The sequence below is a fragment of the Spiribacter onubensis genome (assembly GCF_040838425.1).
GTDB lineage: Bacteria > Pseudomonadota > Gammaproteobacteria > Nitrococcales > Nitrococcaceae > Spiribacter > Spiribacter onubensis.
Window position 1 is genome coordinate 253,239 of record NZ_JBAKFI010000003.1, and the last position, 15,807, is coordinate 269,045.

The 15,807-nt window shown below is 65.5% G+C and carries 18 protein-coding genes; 9 read left to right on the plus strand and 9 right to left on the minus strand.

Going from position 1 to position 15,807, the window contains the following annotated elements; all coding sequences use genetic code 11:
• Positions 1–152: 152 nt before the first annotated feature.
• The 4 genes from V6X63_RS07365 to V6X63_RS07380 all read right to left on the minus strand — a co-directional run bounded on the left by V6X63_RS07365 (position 153) and on the right by V6X63_RS07380 (position 3,289).
• The gene (locus V6X63_RS07365; protein WP_367966128.1) at positions 153–488 is read right to left on the minus strand and encodes a high-potential iron-sulfur protein; all 336 of its coding nucleotides are present in this window, start codon (positions 486–488) and stop codon (positions 153–155) included.
• A gap of 140 nt (positions 489–628) precedes the next feature.
• Positions 629–1,588: an SLAC1 anion channel family protein gene (locus V6X63_RS07370; RefSeq protein WP_367966129.1), complete on the minus strand. Its 960-nt coding sequence runs from the start codon at positions 1,586–1,588 to the stop codon at positions 629–631.
• Between the two features lie 7 nt (positions 1,589–1,595).
• Entirely contained in the window at positions 1,596–1,943 is a 348-nt protein-coding gene (locus V6X63_RS07375; RefSeq protein WP_367966130.1) for a hypothetical protein, read from the minus strand.
• Positions 1,944–1,954: 11 nt separating this feature from the next.
• Positions 1,955–3,289 carry an NAD(P)/FAD-dependent oxidoreductase gene (locus tag V6X63_RS07380; RefSeq protein WP_367978525.1) on the minus strand — a complete coding sequence of 445 codons (1,335 nt, stop codon included), beginning with the start codon at positions 3,287–3,289 and terminating at the stop codon, positions 1,955–1,957.
• Between the two features lie 148 nt (positions 3,290–3,437).
• Between V6X63_RS07380 and V6X63_RS07385 the strand changes: the two genes are divergently transcribed.
• Positions 3,438–4,178: a helix-turn-helix domain-containing protein gene (locus V6X63_RS07385; RefSeq protein WP_367966132.1), complete on the plus strand. Its 741-nt coding sequence runs from the start codon at positions 3,438–3,440 to the stop codon at positions 4,176–4,178.
• A gap of 45 nt (positions 4,179–4,223) precedes the next feature.
• Here the strand turns inward: V6X63_RS07385 and V6X63_RS07390 are convergent, their stop codons facing one another.
• Entirely contained in the window at positions 4,224–4,619 is a 396-nt protein-coding gene (locus V6X63_RS07390; RefSeq protein WP_367966133.1) for a hypothetical protein, read from the minus strand.
• 147 nt (positions 4,620–4,766) lie between these two features.
• On the opposite strand from V6X63_RS07390, the gene V6X63_RS07395 reads away from it, so the two are divergent.
• Positions 4,767–5,717: a ribose-phosphate diphosphokinase gene (locus V6X63_RS07395; protein WP_367966134.1), complete on the plus strand. Its 951-nt coding sequence runs from the start codon at positions 4,767–4,769 to the stop codon at positions 5,715–5,717.
• Here V6X63_RS07395 and V6X63_RS07400 read toward each other — a convergent pair whose 3' ends face one another.
• Entirely contained in the window at positions 5,718–6,755 is a 1,038-nt protein-coding gene (locus tag V6X63_RS07400; RefSeq protein ID WP_367966135.1) for a hypothetical protein, read from the minus strand.
• Between the two features lie 3 nt (positions 6,756–6,758).
• Positions 6,759–8,267, minus strand: coding sequence for a protein adenylyltransferase SelO (locus V6X63_RS07405; RefSeq protein ID WP_367978526.1), 1,509 nt, complete (start codon positions 8,265–8,267; stop codon positions 6,759–6,761).
• Positions 8,268–8,383: 116 nt separating this feature from the next.
• Between V6X63_RS07405 and V6X63_RS07410 the strand changes: the two genes are divergently transcribed.
• Both V6X63_RS07410 and V6X63_RS07415 read left to right on the plus strand, forming a co-directional pair.
• Positions 8,384–8,884: a disulfide bond formation protein B gene (locus tag V6X63_RS07410; protein WP_367978553.1), complete on the plus strand. Its 501-nt coding sequence runs from the start codon at positions 8,384–8,386 to the stop codon at positions 8,882–8,884.
• Positions 8,881–10,809: an ATP-dependent DNA helicase gene (locus V6X63_RS07415; protein WP_367978527.1), complete on the plus strand. Its 1,929-nt coding sequence runs from the start codon at positions 8,881–8,883 to the stop codon at positions 10,807–10,809. Before V6X63_RS07410 ends, V6X63_RS07415 begins: the two co-directional genes overlap by 4 nt.
• Here V6X63_RS07415 and V6X63_RS07420 read toward each other — a convergent pair.
• On the minus strand, positions 10,788–11,177 hold the full coding sequence (locus V6X63_RS07420) for an ectoine synthase (RefSeq protein WP_367966138.1): 390 nt from the start codon (positions 11,175–11,177) through the stop codon (positions 10,788–10,790). The two genes, V6X63_RS07415 and V6X63_RS07420, sit on opposite strands and share 22 nt — an antisense overlap.
• Before the next feature lie 11 nt (positions 11,178–11,188).
• Positions 11,189–11,854 carry a diaminobutyrate acetyltransferase gene (gene ectA, locus V6X63_RS07425; protein WP_367978528.1) on the minus strand — a complete coding sequence of 222 codons (666 nt, stop codon included), beginning with the start codon at positions 11,852–11,854 and terminating at the stop codon, positions 11,189–11,191.
• 20 nt (positions 11,855–11,874) lie between these two features.
• On the opposite strand from ectA, the gene V6X63_RS07430 reads away from it, so the two are divergent.
• The 5 genes from V6X63_RS07430 to ubiG all read left to right on the plus strand — a co-directional run bounded on the left by V6X63_RS07430 (position 11,875) and on the right by ubiG (position 15,794).
• Positions 11,875–13,164: an MFS transporter gene (locus V6X63_RS07430; RefSeq protein ID WP_367966140.1), complete on the plus strand. Its 1,290-nt coding sequence runs from the start codon at positions 11,875–11,877 to the stop codon at positions 13,162–13,164.
• A complete protein-coding gene (tsaB, locus tag V6X63_RS07435; protein WP_367966141.1) occupies positions 13,161–13,853 on the plus strand; it encodes a tRNA (adenosine(37)-N6)-threonylcarbamoyltransferase complex dimerization subunit type 1 TsaB in 693 nt (230 codons plus the stop codon). Before V6X63_RS07430 ends, tsaB begins: the two co-directional genes overlap by 4 nt.
• 82 nt (positions 13,854–13,935) lie before the next feature.
• On the plus strand, positions 13,936–14,382 hold the full coding sequence (locus tag V6X63_RS07440; protein ID WP_367966142.1) for an Hsp20/alpha crystallin family protein: 447 nt from the start codon (positions 13,936–13,938) through the stop codon (positions 14,380–14,382).
• A gap of 69 nt (positions 14,383–14,451) precedes the next feature.
• A complete protein-coding gene (locus tag V6X63_RS07445; RefSeq protein WP_367978529.1) occupies positions 14,452–14,991 on the plus strand; it encodes a Fur family transcriptional regulator in 540 nt (179 codons plus the stop codon).
• Positions 14,992–15,047: 56 nt separating this feature from the next.
• Complete coding sequence (gene ubiG / locus V6X63_RS07450; RefSeq protein ID WP_367966144.1) at positions 15,048–15,794, plus strand: bifunctional 2-polyprenyl-6-hydroxyphenol methylase/3-demethylubiquinol 3-O-methyltransferase UbiG; 747 nt, start codon at positions 15,048–15,050, stop codon at positions 15,792–15,794.
• Positions 15,795–15,807 lie beyond the last annotated feature (13 nt).

A 15,807-nucleotide genomic window follows, 5' to 3' on the forward strand; every position in this document is an offset into this window, starting at 1 on the left:
TGTTCGAGTAAGTGGTTCCCGCACGACGGAACCGGCCGCCGAGATCCGTTGGAGCCGCGACGTGCCGGGAAGTTCGCTGCAGCATACACCGTGAATAAAAAACCCCCGACCCGCCATGCGGAATCGGGGGCTCTTCGTGTGCAGGGGCTGAGTCAGCTCATTGCGACCCAGGCGCTGCACCAGCCATTGACGTTGACCAGCTTGCCCGGGAAGGCCGTGCATCCGCCCCATTCCGCATCGGAATCACCGAGATAGAGACGGCAGTTGCCGCAGATGGCACCCGGCTCACGCATGTCGTCCTTGTCAGCTGCATTGTTGACATAGTTCAGGGCGATGGCCGTGGGGTCATCTTCCGAGAGCTTGGGCATATCCTGCGCCAGGGCGTTGGAGCCACGCACGCTCATATAGGCGAGCGGTGCTGCGGCGACACCCATGAGAGCGCCCCGGAGGAGGCGACGACGGTCGTTGCTGAAATTTTTATCGGTCATGGTCTTCCCCTTGGATTGTGGAAAGGAAAATCTGTTTGCAACTGTTCTAATCTTTGAGTGCAGGGTACCGGTCATGGGGCAAACGGAAAAGGCGATCTCCGAGAGAACTTGATCTGACGCAATTCCAGTGCCGGCCCCGTTCAGCCTTCGGCAACGCAGATCTGTCCGCGACTTGCGGCGCGTCCGGTGAGTACGACGAGCCAGCCGATCAGAGCGGTGGTGGCGGCGGCCATGAAGCCTCCCAGCCAGAGGGTCCAGGGCGTACCCGTGAGTTCGTGATAGATCATCAGGGCGACCGTCATGGCGGCCAGGGGGAATGAATAGGCCCAGAATGACAGGGCGAAGTCGAGGGCTGCGAAGCGCCGGGCCTGGGTGACCAGCAGGATGGTCAGGAACAGCGCGATGTTGACCATAATCCGGCCGAAGGTATCGAGCTCGCCCACCAGTGCCATATAGGCGATGAATCCCGCGGCCGGGGGCGCGATCAGGATGAAAAGCGTCGGCAGCAGCCGCCCCGGCAGGGGGTCATGGAAGATGACCCGGTAGAAGACAATGGTGAGCAGGATCACCCAGAAGACGACGCCGATGCTGAAAAAGAACCAGGAGATCGACGGATACCCGTGTGCCACACCGGCGATGGGCACCAGGATGTTGCCGACCGCCGGTATGAACCACGCGGGGTTCATGTGCACGACCTGGAAATGGCCCTCATGCATCCAGCGATTGATGATGAAGATGGTGAGTACCAGCTGCAGTGCGGTGCCCAGTGCCCACAGCCAGAGCGAGAGCATGGGCATGAGATGCCGCAGGGCGGTGCCGATGAGGATCAGGCTGATGCTGATGGTCGGAAAGAAGCTGAGCTTGACCGGGTGGTCCAGCTCGGCCCTGACCGCGGCCGGGTGGCGCACCGCCTTGAGGAGGTAGGCGATCAGCAGCAGCGCGAACAACGCACTCACCACAAACACAAGGCCCCGGCCTATCACCACTGGTGTGCCGAGGACCTCGCCGGCCTTCTGCCAGACCAGCGTCAACCCGGACAGCCCCATCACCATGGCGAAAAAGGCGATGGGCAGGTTCTGCAGCCGTGTTTGGTCGCTCATGACCTCCTCAGGCGGTTTTTCTCATCAAAAGCTGAAGCGGTGGGTAGAGAATCATTCCCGATGCGATGCCGATGCCGATGCCAGCGGCGATCACGCCGAGGTAGTCAATACCGCTCTGCAACTGCGACAGGCTTGCGCCCGTCCAGATCGGGAAGTACAGCGCAGCCGCAATGCCCAGCAGTACCCCCAGGCCCACCGCTGTGATGATGCCGCCGGAGATGTTGAGCGACCGATGCCGTCCGATGACGAGTGCCAGCAGGACGAGATCGACCACAATGACCAGCGCCAGTGGCAGCAGGATGGGGCGGATGAGTTCGAGGACGACGGCGAGAATGCCGAAAATCGAGAATTCCATGATCGCTCTCCTTAGACCCGGCCACGCAGCATGGCGTTGTAGGCGGCATGCAGCATGCGTTCCTTGAGAAACCACGGCGCCCACTGGGGCTCGAACGGGTCAAGGAAATCGAACGACGGTGTCATCTCGAGGTTGAAGTCGAATTCCACCAGCATGGCCTGGCCACGCTCGGTGATGAGCGGGCAGGAGGTGTAGCCGTTCCACTCGGCCGGGAATTCCCTGCCCTGGATGGCGGCGACCAGATTGTCCGCGACGACAGGCGCCTGGGCCTTGACGCTGGCGGCGGTCTTGCCGATCGGCGTGCCGACAACGTCGCCGGCGCCGAACACATTCGGGTAGCGGCGGTGCTGCATGGTGTACTGGTCGACCTCGAGCCAGCCCTCGAAGCTGCCTTCCTGCCAGCCGAGATCGCCGTAGCGGATCATGTCCGGTGCGGACATCGGCGGCACGACGTGAATGAAGTCGTAGTCCAGTACCCGCGCCCCGTCCGGCGTCGCGAAGGTTGCCTGACGCTTCTCCGGATCGATCCCCGAGAGCGGATGATGCCACTCAATGGCGATGTCCCGCTCCTCCGGAAAGTAGCGCTCGAGAAATGCATGAATGTCCGGCTGCGAGAAGAGCCCGTCAGCCGGTGGCAGATAGTGCAGCTCGGCACGGCTGCGCATGCCGTTGTCCTGCAGTGCATCCTCAATGAGCATGGTGACCTTCAGCGGTGCACCGGCACACTTGATGGGTCCGGGTGGGCGCGTGAAAAGGCCGACGCCACCGGTCTCGATGAATTGACGGGCGGCCTGCCAGGTCCGTGAGGCATTCTGCGGATCGGCATAGACACAGCCGACGCCGTTGCTGCCGATCAGTTCCGGCTCCATGCCCTCGATCTGATCGAAGTTGAGCTGAAGGCCGGTGGTCACGACCAGATAGTCATAATCCACCCGATCGCCGCCGCTGGTTTCCACCTGATTGTTATCGGGGTGGAAGGCGACGACATCGTCCTGTATCCACTCGTCCACCGGGGGGATGAACCGCCGGTTGGGGTCCTCCACCTGGGCCGCGTCCCAGACGCCCGTCGCCACCAGCGTCAGTCCGGGCTGGTAGATGTGCGTTCTGCGACTGTCGATCAGTGTGATCCGCGCCCCGTCCAGCTGCCGCGAGAGGCGGGTTGCGATCGAGATCCCGGCCGCGCCGGCGCCGGCGATGACGATATGGGCGTTGGTCGAGACGGCCTTTGCCGGCGTGCTGGCCAGCAACGATCCGGTGCCCAGACCACCGGCTGCGGCACCGGCGGCCAGGGCCGATCCGGCCAGGAAGCGCCGACGCGATGTATCGGTTGATTCTGAATGACTCATTATTCCTCCTCCCCGAGGCGTGGCGGGGTTTTTGCCCGCCGAGTGCAGGGTCTCTCGAGCCCTTGGACTCCAACAGTGACAAAGTCACCGAGCTCATGCCCGGGAACTGCCAATCTTGTTGATCTGGATCATAAAAGCGTGGATACCGATGCAAGACCAGTCTGAAGCTTCTCCATGCGTAGCGCTTGATGCGGCGACACCCGAGGTGCTCGGTGACGACGCGATCGAGCGCCTGCGTGCCATTGCGATTCAGCACGGAGCGGTGGCGGCCGGGACGCGCATATTCCGTGCCGGTGAGCCTTTCCGCGCCATTTACGGCGTGCGGATCGGGGCGATCAAGGCGATCCGCTACGACGGGGCCGGCGAAGAGCAGGTTGTCGCCTTCCACCTGCCCGGCGAGTTTTTCGGCCTCACCGGCATCCACTCCGACCGCTATGTGAATACGGCGGTCGCCCTCGAACGCACGGCCGTCTGCGGTCTTCCGTATCAGCGACTGTTTCATGTGGCCAACGACCATCCGCGCCTGCGGCGGCAGCTGATGCGCCTGATGAGTGGCGTCATTCTGACCGAACAGGACCAGTACGCCGCCATGGCCGGTCACACGGCGGATGCTCGACTGGCGTTCCTGCTGCTTGATCTGCGCGAGCGGATGTCCCGGGGCGGGGCACTCCAGGACCGCCTGCGTCTGCCGATGACGCGGGCGGAACTGGGCAGCTCCGCAGGCCTCGCCCCGGAGACCACCAGTCGCGTTTTCCAGCAGTTCCGGCGGCGTGAACTCATCGAGGCGAGCGGTCGCAACATCCGGTTCCTCGATCTTGCCGGACTGCGGCGTCTGGCCGTTCCGCTGACCCATCCCGGTGATGGCAGCGGTCGAACGACCGCTGCCTGACGCGACGGACAAGCTCGACAGGCGGCACTGTCCGGCGCATGCCGGTCAGCCCTGACTGCCGGTGCGCTTGCTGCCCGCGGCCGCGGCACTTGAGGGAGCGGCCTCGCGCATCGAGCGCATCTGCTCGAACCACGCCTGCCAGAGCTGGCTGCGCATGTGCAGTGCGCCGCGGGAAAACTCGGACATGATGTCGACCATGCCGTTCATGCCGGGCACATCGCCGGCGCCGCGCTGCAGCTCATCAACGGCCCGCTCCTCGAGTGCCAGCGTTTTCTCCACAGCCTTCTGCGTGGTGTCGAGCTCGCGGCGATAGACACTCTCGAAACCGCCGGTTTCGCCGTCCGTCGGCGTCAGTGCCTGCATGCTGCCCAGCATGTATTCGCGCTGGATGTCCATCAATTCGCGGGCGAGATTCATCATTTCGCTCTGCTGTCCGGCCATGGTGGCTTGCCTCCTTTCAATGGCGGTTTTCAAACCCGTTGTCCTAGTAGGCAATTAAAACCATTCGGTCGTTCCTCGGGGAATCGGAAATTCCACCCGACATCGCTCCGACTGGCCCCGACGGCCCTTGATGGGTAACCTGCGGACATGACCAGCGCAGCCATCCGCCTCTTCGCCCCTGCCGGTCAGACCGATCTGGCCGTTGCGGTCGCCGGGCACCTGGGCATCGAACTCGATGCCCTGGAGGAGCGGGATTTCGAGGATGGTGAGCACAAGACTCGCCTGCTCGAGCCGGTCGCCGGCGGCGACTGTTATGTCCTGCAGTCGCTTCACGGCCATGACGGTTACTCGGTCAACGACCGTCTGGTCCGGACACTCTTCCTGCTCGCTGAGCTTCGGGATCACCGCGCCGCCCGGGTGACGGCGGTCCTGCCGTATCTGGCCTATGCGCGCAAGGATCGTCGCACGAAGCCGCTGGACCCCGTGGCAACCCGCTATGTTGCCCAGTTGCTGGAGGCTGCCGGTGTCGATCGTGTTGACACCCTCGATGTGCATAATCCGGCGGCCTTCGAGAATGCGTTCCGCGTCCCGGTCCGTAACGTCGAGGCCGGCCCATGGCTGGCTCAGGCACTGCTCGAGACCGATCGCCCGGCGGCGATGACCGTGGTCTCGCCCGATGCCGGGGGATACAAGCGCGCCGAGCGCTTTCGTGAGATTCTTGCGGAACGCATGGGCACCCGGCCGCGGCTGGCGTTCATGGAGAAAAAACGAAGCGCCGGTGAGGTCAGCGGAGACACCCTGGTGGGAGAGGTGGCCGGAACGACGGCCGTCCTGATCGATGACATGATCAGCACCGGTGGCACGCTGGCCCGGGCGGCCAATGCATGTCGACAGGCCGGTGCCGATCGGGTGCTGGCCGTGGCGACTCATGGCCTTTTCACCGGAGATGCCATGGCGACTCTCGGTGCCGCCCCGATGGATCGGATCTACGTCACCGATACGCTTGCGGCCGCCAGCGCAGCCGATGACGCGATGGGCGACCGCCTCGCTCTGGTCCCGGCCGGGCCCATTCTGGCCAGGGCGATCGCCGACGGCTGATCAGTGCCCGTTCCGCTCAGGCGTGAGGCGGTTCAGGTGGCCTTCGGCCAGCGCCAGGTAGTCGCCCGCCCGGTCATACCAGTCGTTCTCGCCACGGGCATCCGAGTGACTGCGGTGACGGATGGCGAGGACGGCCCAGAGGAGCGCGCGACGGGCGGCGTAGAAATGCCAGAGGCCGGCCGGCGAGTCCTCATCATATGTCCGGGCGAACCGGGTCCGTAGCCGGTGAGCCGCCTCTGTGGCCCCCATGCGCTCGCATTCCATGGCCAGGAAGGCGATTTCCTCAAGCGGATCCTGGAGGCGCAGCGGCCGTGAGAATTCCAGGCAGTCGATGACCATCGGCGCGCCCGCGAAGTAGACATGTTCCGGGCGCAGATCGCCATGGACTTCGTGGATGTGGCCCGTTCGGACCCGTTCCTCGATGAGCTGCCGCAGTTCCCCGCCAAGCCGCCGCAGCGCCGCCCCCAGATTGTCGAGGCTGAGGCCCGGGGGTCGGATGGAATGCCTTGCCAGTTCCCCGATCTCTTCGCCGACCTGTCTCTGCATGCGTTGCCAGTGTGCCCGCGGCGAGAGCCACTCCGGCGGTGAGCGCCGGTAGAAGCCGGCCAGGAGATCGATCAGCGCATCCAGATCGGCGGGATCGAGGCGACCATGCCGAATCTGCCACTGCAGGTTCTGGCGCTCGTGCAGACGCACCATCTTCACCAGGTATTCATCCGCCTCCACCGTCCCGTCGCGGCACCGATCGAGTCTCCCTTTGGCGTCGCCACAGAGCCCGATCACGCCAATGTAGACGTCGGCGGCCAGCCGCCGGTTGAGATGCACCTCGCTCTGGCAGGCCAACCGCCGGTCACGGGGTGTTTCATGGTGCAGTAGTGGTTCGTCCAGGGCCTTCTTGAGCTTGAACGCAAAACGTCGGGTCAGGATGACCCAGGAGAAATGCGTCTCAATGCAACTCGCCGGCCCATGGTCCAGCACCGACGGGTCGGTGAGCAGTGACTGGACCATGCGCCTCTGCGATGCGAGGGGGGTTCGCATGCCTCAGGTCCCGCAGAAGGTGGCCGGAACGATCTCCCGGGGTTCAGGCGGCAGCGTCAGTTCCGGAAAGCCCGATGGCGACCGGTAGGGAGTCCGCAGGGCGTCAATCAGCCGTCGGATCGGCGCCAGGTCACCCTCCCGGGCGGCCTCCAGGGCCATTTCGACGCGGTGGTTGCGTGGGATGATGACCGGGTTTGCGGCCGTCATGCGGCGCACGCGGACCGCTTCATCAATCCCCAGCGCATGCAGACGGGCTCCATACTCGGCCATCCAGGCGTCCACCTCTTCGTCATGGTCGAACCATTCGCGCACACGCATCCTTTGGTCGTGGTCGTCAGGCGGTGCTTTCAGGAGCAATTGCCAGGTGTTGGTGAAATCCGCCCCGTGCCGCGCCATGAAGGCCAGCATTCGCTCCCCGAGCTCGGACTCCACCGTGCCTGAGCCCCCGGGGGCGTCCTCCGTGCCAGCCAGCCCGAGCTTGCGGGCCAGCATGTGGCTGTGGCCGATGGCGAACAGATCCGCATACTCGCCCAGGACGGCCTCGGCGGCCTCCACTGCGGCGTCATCCTCTTCATCCACCAATGGCAGCAGGCACTCGGCGAGCCGGACGAGGTTCCAATGTGCCATCCGTGGCTGCTGGTTCCAGGCATAGCGACCATCCCGGTCGACCGAGCTGTAAACGCGATCGGGCCGGAAATGATCCATGAAGGCGCAGGGACCGTAGTCCAGCGTTTCCCCGCTGAGGGTCATGTTGTCGGTGTTCATCACGCCATGGATGAAGCCGACCCGCAGCCATTCATTGACCAGTGCCGCGGTGCGTTCCATGACCGCGCGCAGCAATGCCAGATAGCGCATCGGCGCGGGCTGCGCCCGCAACGCCGGGAAGTGCCAGCGGATGGCGGTATCCGCGAGGCATCGAAGGCCCGCGGTATCGCCGCGATGGGCGTAGTACTCGAAACTGCCGAAGCGCAGATGGCTCGCCGCCACCCGGGTGAGCACGGCTCCCGGTTCCGGGCCGAACTGCCGCTGGACCGTCTCGCCGGTCGTCGCCGCGGCCAGTGCCCGGGTGGTGGGGATGCCCAGGGTATGCATGGCCTCGCTGACCACGAATTCGCGCAGGACCGGGCCCAGTGCCGCGCGACCGTCCCCGCCCCGCGAGAAGGGGGTCGGGCCCGACCCCTTGAGCTGGAGGTCATGGCGCTGGCCGGCACGGTCAGTCAGCTGCCCGAGCACAACCGCGCGACCGTCACCCAGTCGGGGGACCGGTCGGCCGAACTGATGCCCGGCATAGGCGAGTGCGATTGGCACGCTGCCCCCGGGCAGCTCCGTGCCGGTCCAAAGGCGACCCGCGTCCGGGTTGTCGGGCCATTCGGTTCCCATGCCCAGTTCCGCGGCCAGATCGCCATTCCACAGCAACAGCGCCGGATCGGCGGCGGGTGCTGGCTGGCATCTCCGGAAGCCGTCGTCGGGCAGGTGGGTCGGGTAGCGGTTTTCAAGCGTGGGGATTTCCATATCCGTACATTAACGCCCGTCGGGGCGGGCTGGCGAGGCGACGTCGTAACCGGCAAACTGCCTGCCATGCAGGTGATCCGATCTAACGCTCGCCGGGAGGCAATCGCGACGTGACCATGATGCACGGGCTTGCCCGACACCCACGGCGCCTGAACCTGCTGCTCTCGCTGGCCTGTCTCGCGCTCGTGGCCATCGCCGTGTCGCTGGAGGCGATCGGCGGCATGGAGCCGTGCCCGCTCTGCGTCTTCCAGCGCGTTGCCTTCCTGGCCATGGGGGCGGCATTGCTGCTCGGTGTGTTCATCCCGGGTCGGTTGGCCGCCGGGCTGACGGGGCTGGCGGGGCTCGCCGGCATCGGACTGGCCTGGCGACACCTCTGGCTGCAGTCCCTGCCGGCGGACCAGGTGCCCGCCTGCGGGCCGGGGCTTGACTATCTGCTGGACGCGTTTCCGCTGACCGAGGTGGTCGATATGGTGCTGTCGGGCTCCGGTGAATGTGCCGAGGTCGACTATGTCCTCGGTTTGAGCATCCCGGTCTGGACGCTGTTCGCCTACATCGGCATTGCCGGCCTCGGCATTATCGTCAACGAGGCCGCCCGGCGGCGCCCGATCGCCGCATGACCGCATCCGCTGTGCTGGAAGGGGCGCTTGCCGCCGACGGACCACTGGCCGCGGTATTGCCGGGCTACGCACCTCGGCCCGAGCAGCTCACCATGGCGCGTGCGGTCGCCGATGCGATCGAGCAGGAGAAGACCCTCGTCGTGGAGGCCGGTACCGGCACTGGCAAGACGCTCGCCTATCTGATCCCGGCTCTGCAATCGGGCCGGCGGGTCATCATTTCGACCGGCACGCGTACGCTCCAGGATCAGCTCTTCCATCGTGACCTTCCTGTTGCCTGTGCCGCACTGGACCGGCCGGTGCGGACTGCGCTGCTGAAGGGGCGGGGCAATTATCTCTGTCCGTATCGCATGGAGCGCACGCTGGAGGCCGGTCGTCTGGAGAGCCGTGAAATGGCCGACCAGTTACAGCGGCTGCGCGCCTGGGCCGGAACCACGCGCCGCGGCGATCTTGCCGAAGCGCCGCTGGGGGCCATTGACGGGCGCCTGCTCCCACGGGTGACCTCTACGGCGGACAATTGTCTGGGGCAGAACTGTCCGCTGTACGCCGACTGCTTTCTCATGGAGGCACGGCGCGAGGCACAGGAGGCGGATGTGGTGGTGATCAACCATCATTTGCTGATGGCCGACTGGGCCCTGCGCGAAGGTGGTTTCGGCGAGGTCCTGCCGGCGGCCGACGTGACGATCCTCGACGAGGCCCATCAGCTGCCGGAGACCGCCGCGCGCTTTTTCGGCGTGACGGTATCCAGTCGCCAGCTTCAGGATCTTGTCCGCGATACACGCCTCGAGCAGCAGAGAGAGGCCGCTGATTCCGGGGCCCTCTCGGAGCAGGCCGGCGTCGTCGAACGCTGCACGGCCGAGCTGCGGCTTGCGCTTGGCGATTCGCTGCGAGTCGCATGGGTCGAGGTCGGGCCTCAGGCTGCGCAGGCCGCGCGGGAACTTGCCGAAGCCGTGGACCATCTCGTCGAGGTGCTGGCACCTCAGGCAGTGCGTGGCCGTGGCCTGGAGAACTGTCATCGACGAAGCGATGAGTTGCGCACGGCATTGCGGACATTCCTGTCCGACGATGCCGACAGCAGCCGGGTCGGCTGGGTGGAGACACGCGGCCAGGGGTTTGCCCTGCGCCTGACCCCGCTGGATGTCGCCGAGCACTTCGAGGCCAGCCGGCAGCGCCATGGCCGGGCATGGATCATGACATCGGCGACGCTCGCGGTGGACGGGCGATTCGACCATTTCCAGAGGCGCCTCGGGCTCGATTCGGCGGAGACGCTGCGACTCGACAGTCCCTTCGACTACGCCTCGAACACCCTGCTCTATGTCCCCGACGCGTTGCCCGAGCCCAAGGACCCGGGGTTCAACGAGGCCTATCTGAATGCCATGGAGCCGGTACTGAAGGCGAGCGGTGGTCGGGCTTTCCTGCTTTTCACCAGCCACCGTGCCCTGCGGCAGGCGGCGGACTGGCTGCGAGCGAGGGACTGGTCGGGCCTTCTGGTGCAGGGCGAGGCGGCACCGAAACAGCTGCTGGAGCGCTTCCGGGAAACGCCCGGCGCTGTATTGCTGGGCACGCAGTCGTTCTGGGAGGGCGTCGATGTCCGTGGCCCGGCACTGTCCTGCGTGATGATCGACCGCTTGCCGTTCGCCTCGCCGGGCGACCCGGTGTTGCAGGCCCGGGTCGCCTGGTTGCGGGAGCAGGGCCGGAACCCGTTTGGCGAGTACCAGGTGCCGGAGGCCGTCATCGGCCTCCGGCAGGGCGTCGGGCGCCTGATCCGCGATGTCAGTGACCGGGGCGTACTCGTTCTCGGCGATACCCGGATTCTCGGCAAGTCGTACGGCAGGCTCTTTCGCAAAAGCCTGCCGCCCATGCCGCTGGTCCGTGATCTCGGACCCGTCGAGGCGTTCTTCGCGGATCAGTCCTCGACGAGCTCGTAGGAGCCGTCGGCATCGTGGGTTTCGCGACCCGTGACCGGCGGGTTGAACGCACAGATCAGCCGCATGTCCTCGGTTCCGCCACGCAGCGTATGCCGGTCATGCTTGTCGAGGGCATAGAGGACGCCGTCGCGGATCTCATGCACCTCGCCGGTGGCGAGATCCTCGACGCTGCCGTTGCCGGAGACGCAGTACACCGCCTCCAGGTGATTCTTGTACCAGAGGGTCATTTCCGCGCCGGCGGGAATGATGGTCTCGTGGAAGGAAAAGCCCATCCCGTCCTTTTTCAGCAGCAGTCGGCGGCTGGTCCAGCCGGGGCCGGTGACTTCGCGATCCGAGCCCTTGATGTCGTCAACGTCAACGATCTTCATTGCAGTTTTCCTTATGGTGCGAGTCGGTTGAGTGCCGATGGCCGGTAGGGACCAATGGTGAACAGTTCCTCCGCCGAATGACCCGGCTCGGGAAAGTCCTCCGCGGCAAAGCAGGGGCTGATCCGGCATTCGGCGTCAAGCTCCCTTGCCATCGACTGGAACAGGGCCCGGGAGGCGTCATTCTCCGGTGCGATCGTGGTCTCCAGAAGGCTGGCACGGTCTGCACCCGGCTGGCGCAGGAAAGCAGCGATCAGGCGCTTGCCGAGCCCCTTGCCCTGCAGCCCAGGGCGGATCCCCACCTGCCAGAGGAAGACAACTTCGGGATGGCGCGGGCGCCGGTAACCGCTGGCAAAGCCGACGATCCTGCCGTCGTGTTCGGCGACCACGCAGGTGTCCGCGAAATCCCGCGCCAGCAGCATGTACAGATAGCTCGAGTTGAGGTCGAGCGTGCCCGTGTCACGGGCAACGGCCCAAATAGCGCCCCCCTCGTCAGCGCGCGGTGAGCGCAGCCGGATGCCCTGGTCGGGGATTTCCTCGTCGGTCAATCGTGCCTCCTGATGATCCGCCTGAACAACGGCAGCGATCTTAGCAATGCCCATGCGAAAACCGCCAATAAAAACGTAGTCAAGGGCCGCATCGTGGACTATCCTCTCGGCGTTGGCGGGGTGTTCGCCCACGCCCGGCTCCGGTATTCCTCATGCATCACACGCTGTCGCCCTTCATCGCGCTGTTCGCCTCATTCGGTCTATTGCTCACCGGCGGCGGTCTGTTGACCACGCTGGTGGGGGTGCGCATGTCCGAGGAGGCCTTCGCCACCGATATCATCGGCGTGGTCACGGCCTGCTACTCGGTGGGTTTTGTCATGGCGACCCGGGTCTGTGCGGGCATCATCTCGCGGGTCGGGCATATACGCAGCTTCGCGGCCTTCGCGGCCATGGCGGCAATCAGTACGCTGGTCTACCCGCTGCTGATCGAGCCGTGGCTCTGGGCCGCCATGCGCCTGGTCTACGGGTTCAGTCTCGCCGGCCTGTACATGGTCACCGAGAGCTGGCTCAACGACCGAACGCCCAGTGAACGGCGAGGCCAGGTCCTTGGTGTCTACAGCATTGTCAGTTACGTCGGCCTCGGTGGTGGTCAGTTCCTGTTGCTGACCGGCCGCGCCGGGAGCTTTGAACTGTTCAGCCTCGCGGCGATGCTGATTGCCGCGGCGGTGGTGCCGGTCACCATTACCCGTATCACGTCCCCGGAGCTTCCCGTCGTCGAGCGGGTGGGGCTGCGGCGCCTGTTCGACGCTTCGCCCCTGGGCGTGGTCGGCTCGGCGCTGGCGGGCGCGATCAACGGGGCTTTCCTCGGTCTGGCGCCGGTCTATGCCCGTGGCACCGGGTTCAGCGATGCCGGCATCGCGTTGCTGATGGGGTTGAGTATCCTGGGGGGGTTTCTGCTGCAGTGGCCGATCGGTCACCTCTCCGACCGGTTCAACCGTCGTGATGTGCTGATGGGGGTGAGCTTCTCAATGATGGCCTGCAGCCTCGCCATCGTCTTCTCCACCGGTCGCAGCGAACTGGCCATCATCGCGCTCGGTGTGCTCTGGGGCGGCCTCGCCTTTACCCTTTATCCGATTTCCCTGTCCCTCGCCAACGACTTCCTCGAGCCGCGCCAGATGCTCGGCGCCAGCGCAAGCCTTCTGCTGGTCCATGGGGTGGGCATGATCGCCGGCCCGCTGATCGCCTCTCAGCTGATGGCGATCATCGGTGCCCCCGGCCTCTTCTGGACCGTTGCCGGCGCTGGGCTTTTGCTGGGTGGTTTCGCCTGGCTACGCCAGCAGGTCGGGCCACCCATTCCCGTGGGCGAGCCGGCGACCTACCGGGTCGTCCCGCGGGAAGGGGTGTATGCCGGTGGGCTGGATCCGCGCTACGAGGAGGTCCAGCTCGAATTCAACTTTGAGGCGGAGACGCCGGAAGCCCCCGAACCCGAGGCTGAACCATGACATCTTTCCCTATCCTGCTGGGTCTCGACGCCAGCACCGGCACCTGCTCCGTGTCCCTTGCCGTAGGCGATACGGTGGAGACCCGGCTGCAACGGCAGCGCAAGGGCCATGCCGCACTGCTGCTCGCCCTTGCCGAGGAGTTGCTGGCCGAGGCAGGTGTGGCCCGGACGGCGGTGGACGCGATCGCCTGTACCCGAGGACCCGGCGGATTCACCGGCGTCCGCATTGGTGTGGGTGTTGCGCAGGGCCTGGCCCTTGGGCTGGACCGGCCGGTGGTGCCCTTGTCGACGCTGCAGGTCCTCGCTGAGACGGCGATCCGACAGGAGCGCCGCGGTGCCGGCGTCCTGGCCCTTCTCGATGCGCGCATGGGTGAAGTCTACGGCGGCCTCTTCCGTCATCAGGCGGGCGTGCCGGGGACGACCGTCCCGGTGGATTTGGAATGGCTGGGCCCGCCGGCCCCGGTCAGCCTCCCGACCGGCGAGTGGTTCGGTGCGGGCAGTGGCTTTGAGGCCTATCCCGATCTGGCCTCAATGGTCGGACTCCATTCGGTGGGAGCCGACTGCATCCCGGACATGGGGGCGGGCATGATCCTGGCGAGCCGCCAGTTTGCCAAGGGCGGAGGGGTGCCGGGTCATCGTCTCGACCCCGTCTATCTCAGAAATCGGGTGGCAGATCCGCCGGTGTCTTGAAAACGGGGAAGGGTAGCCACAGATCTGCACTGAGGGAGGGATGAATAGGACATTCAAACCACTGATCTCAGGAGGTAGCGACATGGATCTCAAACCCTATCGTCCCATGGGAGGCCTTTTTGACCTCCATCGCGAACTGAACCGTTTCTTCGAGTCGCCCTGGGCCACGACCACGCCGGATGGCTCCACGGTGGAGACCAGCCAGTGGGTGCCGGCGGTGGATATCCGGGAGGCGGCGGACCACTACGAAGTCGAGGCCGATATCCCGGGCGTCAAGCCCAGTGATATCGAGGTCACCATGGAGCACGGCATGCTGAGCATCCAGGGTGAGCGGCATTACGAGTCGAGCAGGGAAGAGCACGGCGCGCGTCGGCTGGAGCGCTCCCATGGCGTGTTCTATCGGCGTTTCGCACTGCCGGATGATGCCGATCCCGATGCCATCGAGGCGAAGGGTGACAACGGTGTGCTCACCGTGACCATTGGCAAGCAGAAGGAAGCTCACAGCCGGCGTATTCCGGTCAAGCACTGAGACCGGATCGGGGTTTCACGCATCGGCCGATGGGCTTAGGCTTGACGGGACCAACAGGAGCCCATGCCGATGCGTGACCCACTTGATAACGATTGCTCCGACCAGACAGTGGTCAGTCCATTCCCGGGCGAGGGGCATGATCATCAGCAGTGCATCGACCAGGCGCTGGCTGAAGCCGAGCGGCTCTGCGCCGCTCGGGGGCGTCGTCTGACGCCGCTTCGCCGACGCGTGCTCGAACTGATCTGGGACAGTCACCAGCCGGTCAAGGCCTATGATCTGCTGGCGCGGCTGCGGGCCGATTCCGCATCCGCTGCGCCGCCAACCGTCTATCGGGCGCTGGACTTCCTCATGGCGGAACGCCTGGTGCATCGTCTGGCTTCGATGAATGCCTACGTGGGCTGCGGCCACCCCGGGCACCGGCATGCCGGGCAGTTCCTCATCTGCCGGGGCTGCCATGCCGTGGCGGAAATGGATGATCCCGATGTCCAGTCACTGCTGGATTCGCGGGCCTCGGACCTGGGGTTTGCCCTCGTGGATCAGACCATTGAGCTGGAAGGGCTCTGTCCGCGCTGCCGGCGGGCGCATGCGGCAGTCGGGCGGGCGAGGTAGGATCCACCGAGGGGCGGCATTTGCCGGCATTCATCGCTGCCGACTATCCTTTCCGCATGAAACACTCCCCGAGCGAGAGCACCGACCCCCGCGAGATGGCCCACTACGACCGTCTCGCCGCGACCTGGTGGGACCCGGACGGGCCCTTCTGGCCCCTCCATGGCCTCAACCGCTTCCGTGTCCAATACCTTCGCACACGCCTGATCGAACACTTTCATCTGGATGACGGTCATCAGCCGCTCGAGGGCCTTTCCATCCTCGATATCGGCTGCGGTGGCGGCATACTCAGCGAGTCCATGGCACGGCTGGGGGCGCGGGTGACCGGCATCGACCCGGTGGCCCGGAATATCGCCATCGCCGAGGACCACGCCGAGGCATCAGGGCTCGTCATCGACTATCGGTGCGAAACCGTGGAGGCGCATGAGGCACCATCCGGCGGCTATGATGCGGTGCTCAACATGGAGGTGGTGGAGCATGTCGAGGGGCTACCGGGGTTTCTCCATGCCTGTGCCCGACAGCTGCGGCCCGGTGGCGTGATGTTCGTGGCCACCATCAACCGCACGCCGCTGGCCGGGCTGACTGCCATATTCGCCGCCGAGTACATCCTGCGCTGGCTGCCGAGGGGCACGCATCAGTACCGCAAGCTGCGGCGGCCCGCCGAGGTCCGGGGTCCGCTCGCCGACAGCGGCCTTGAGGTGGTTCACCAGACCGGCGTGGCCGTGAGCCCGATCACCCGCCGTTTTCGCTACACGCGTAGCCTGACGGTCAATTACATGATGACGGCGGTTAAATCCGCTGCCTGAAGGAGGCGATGGC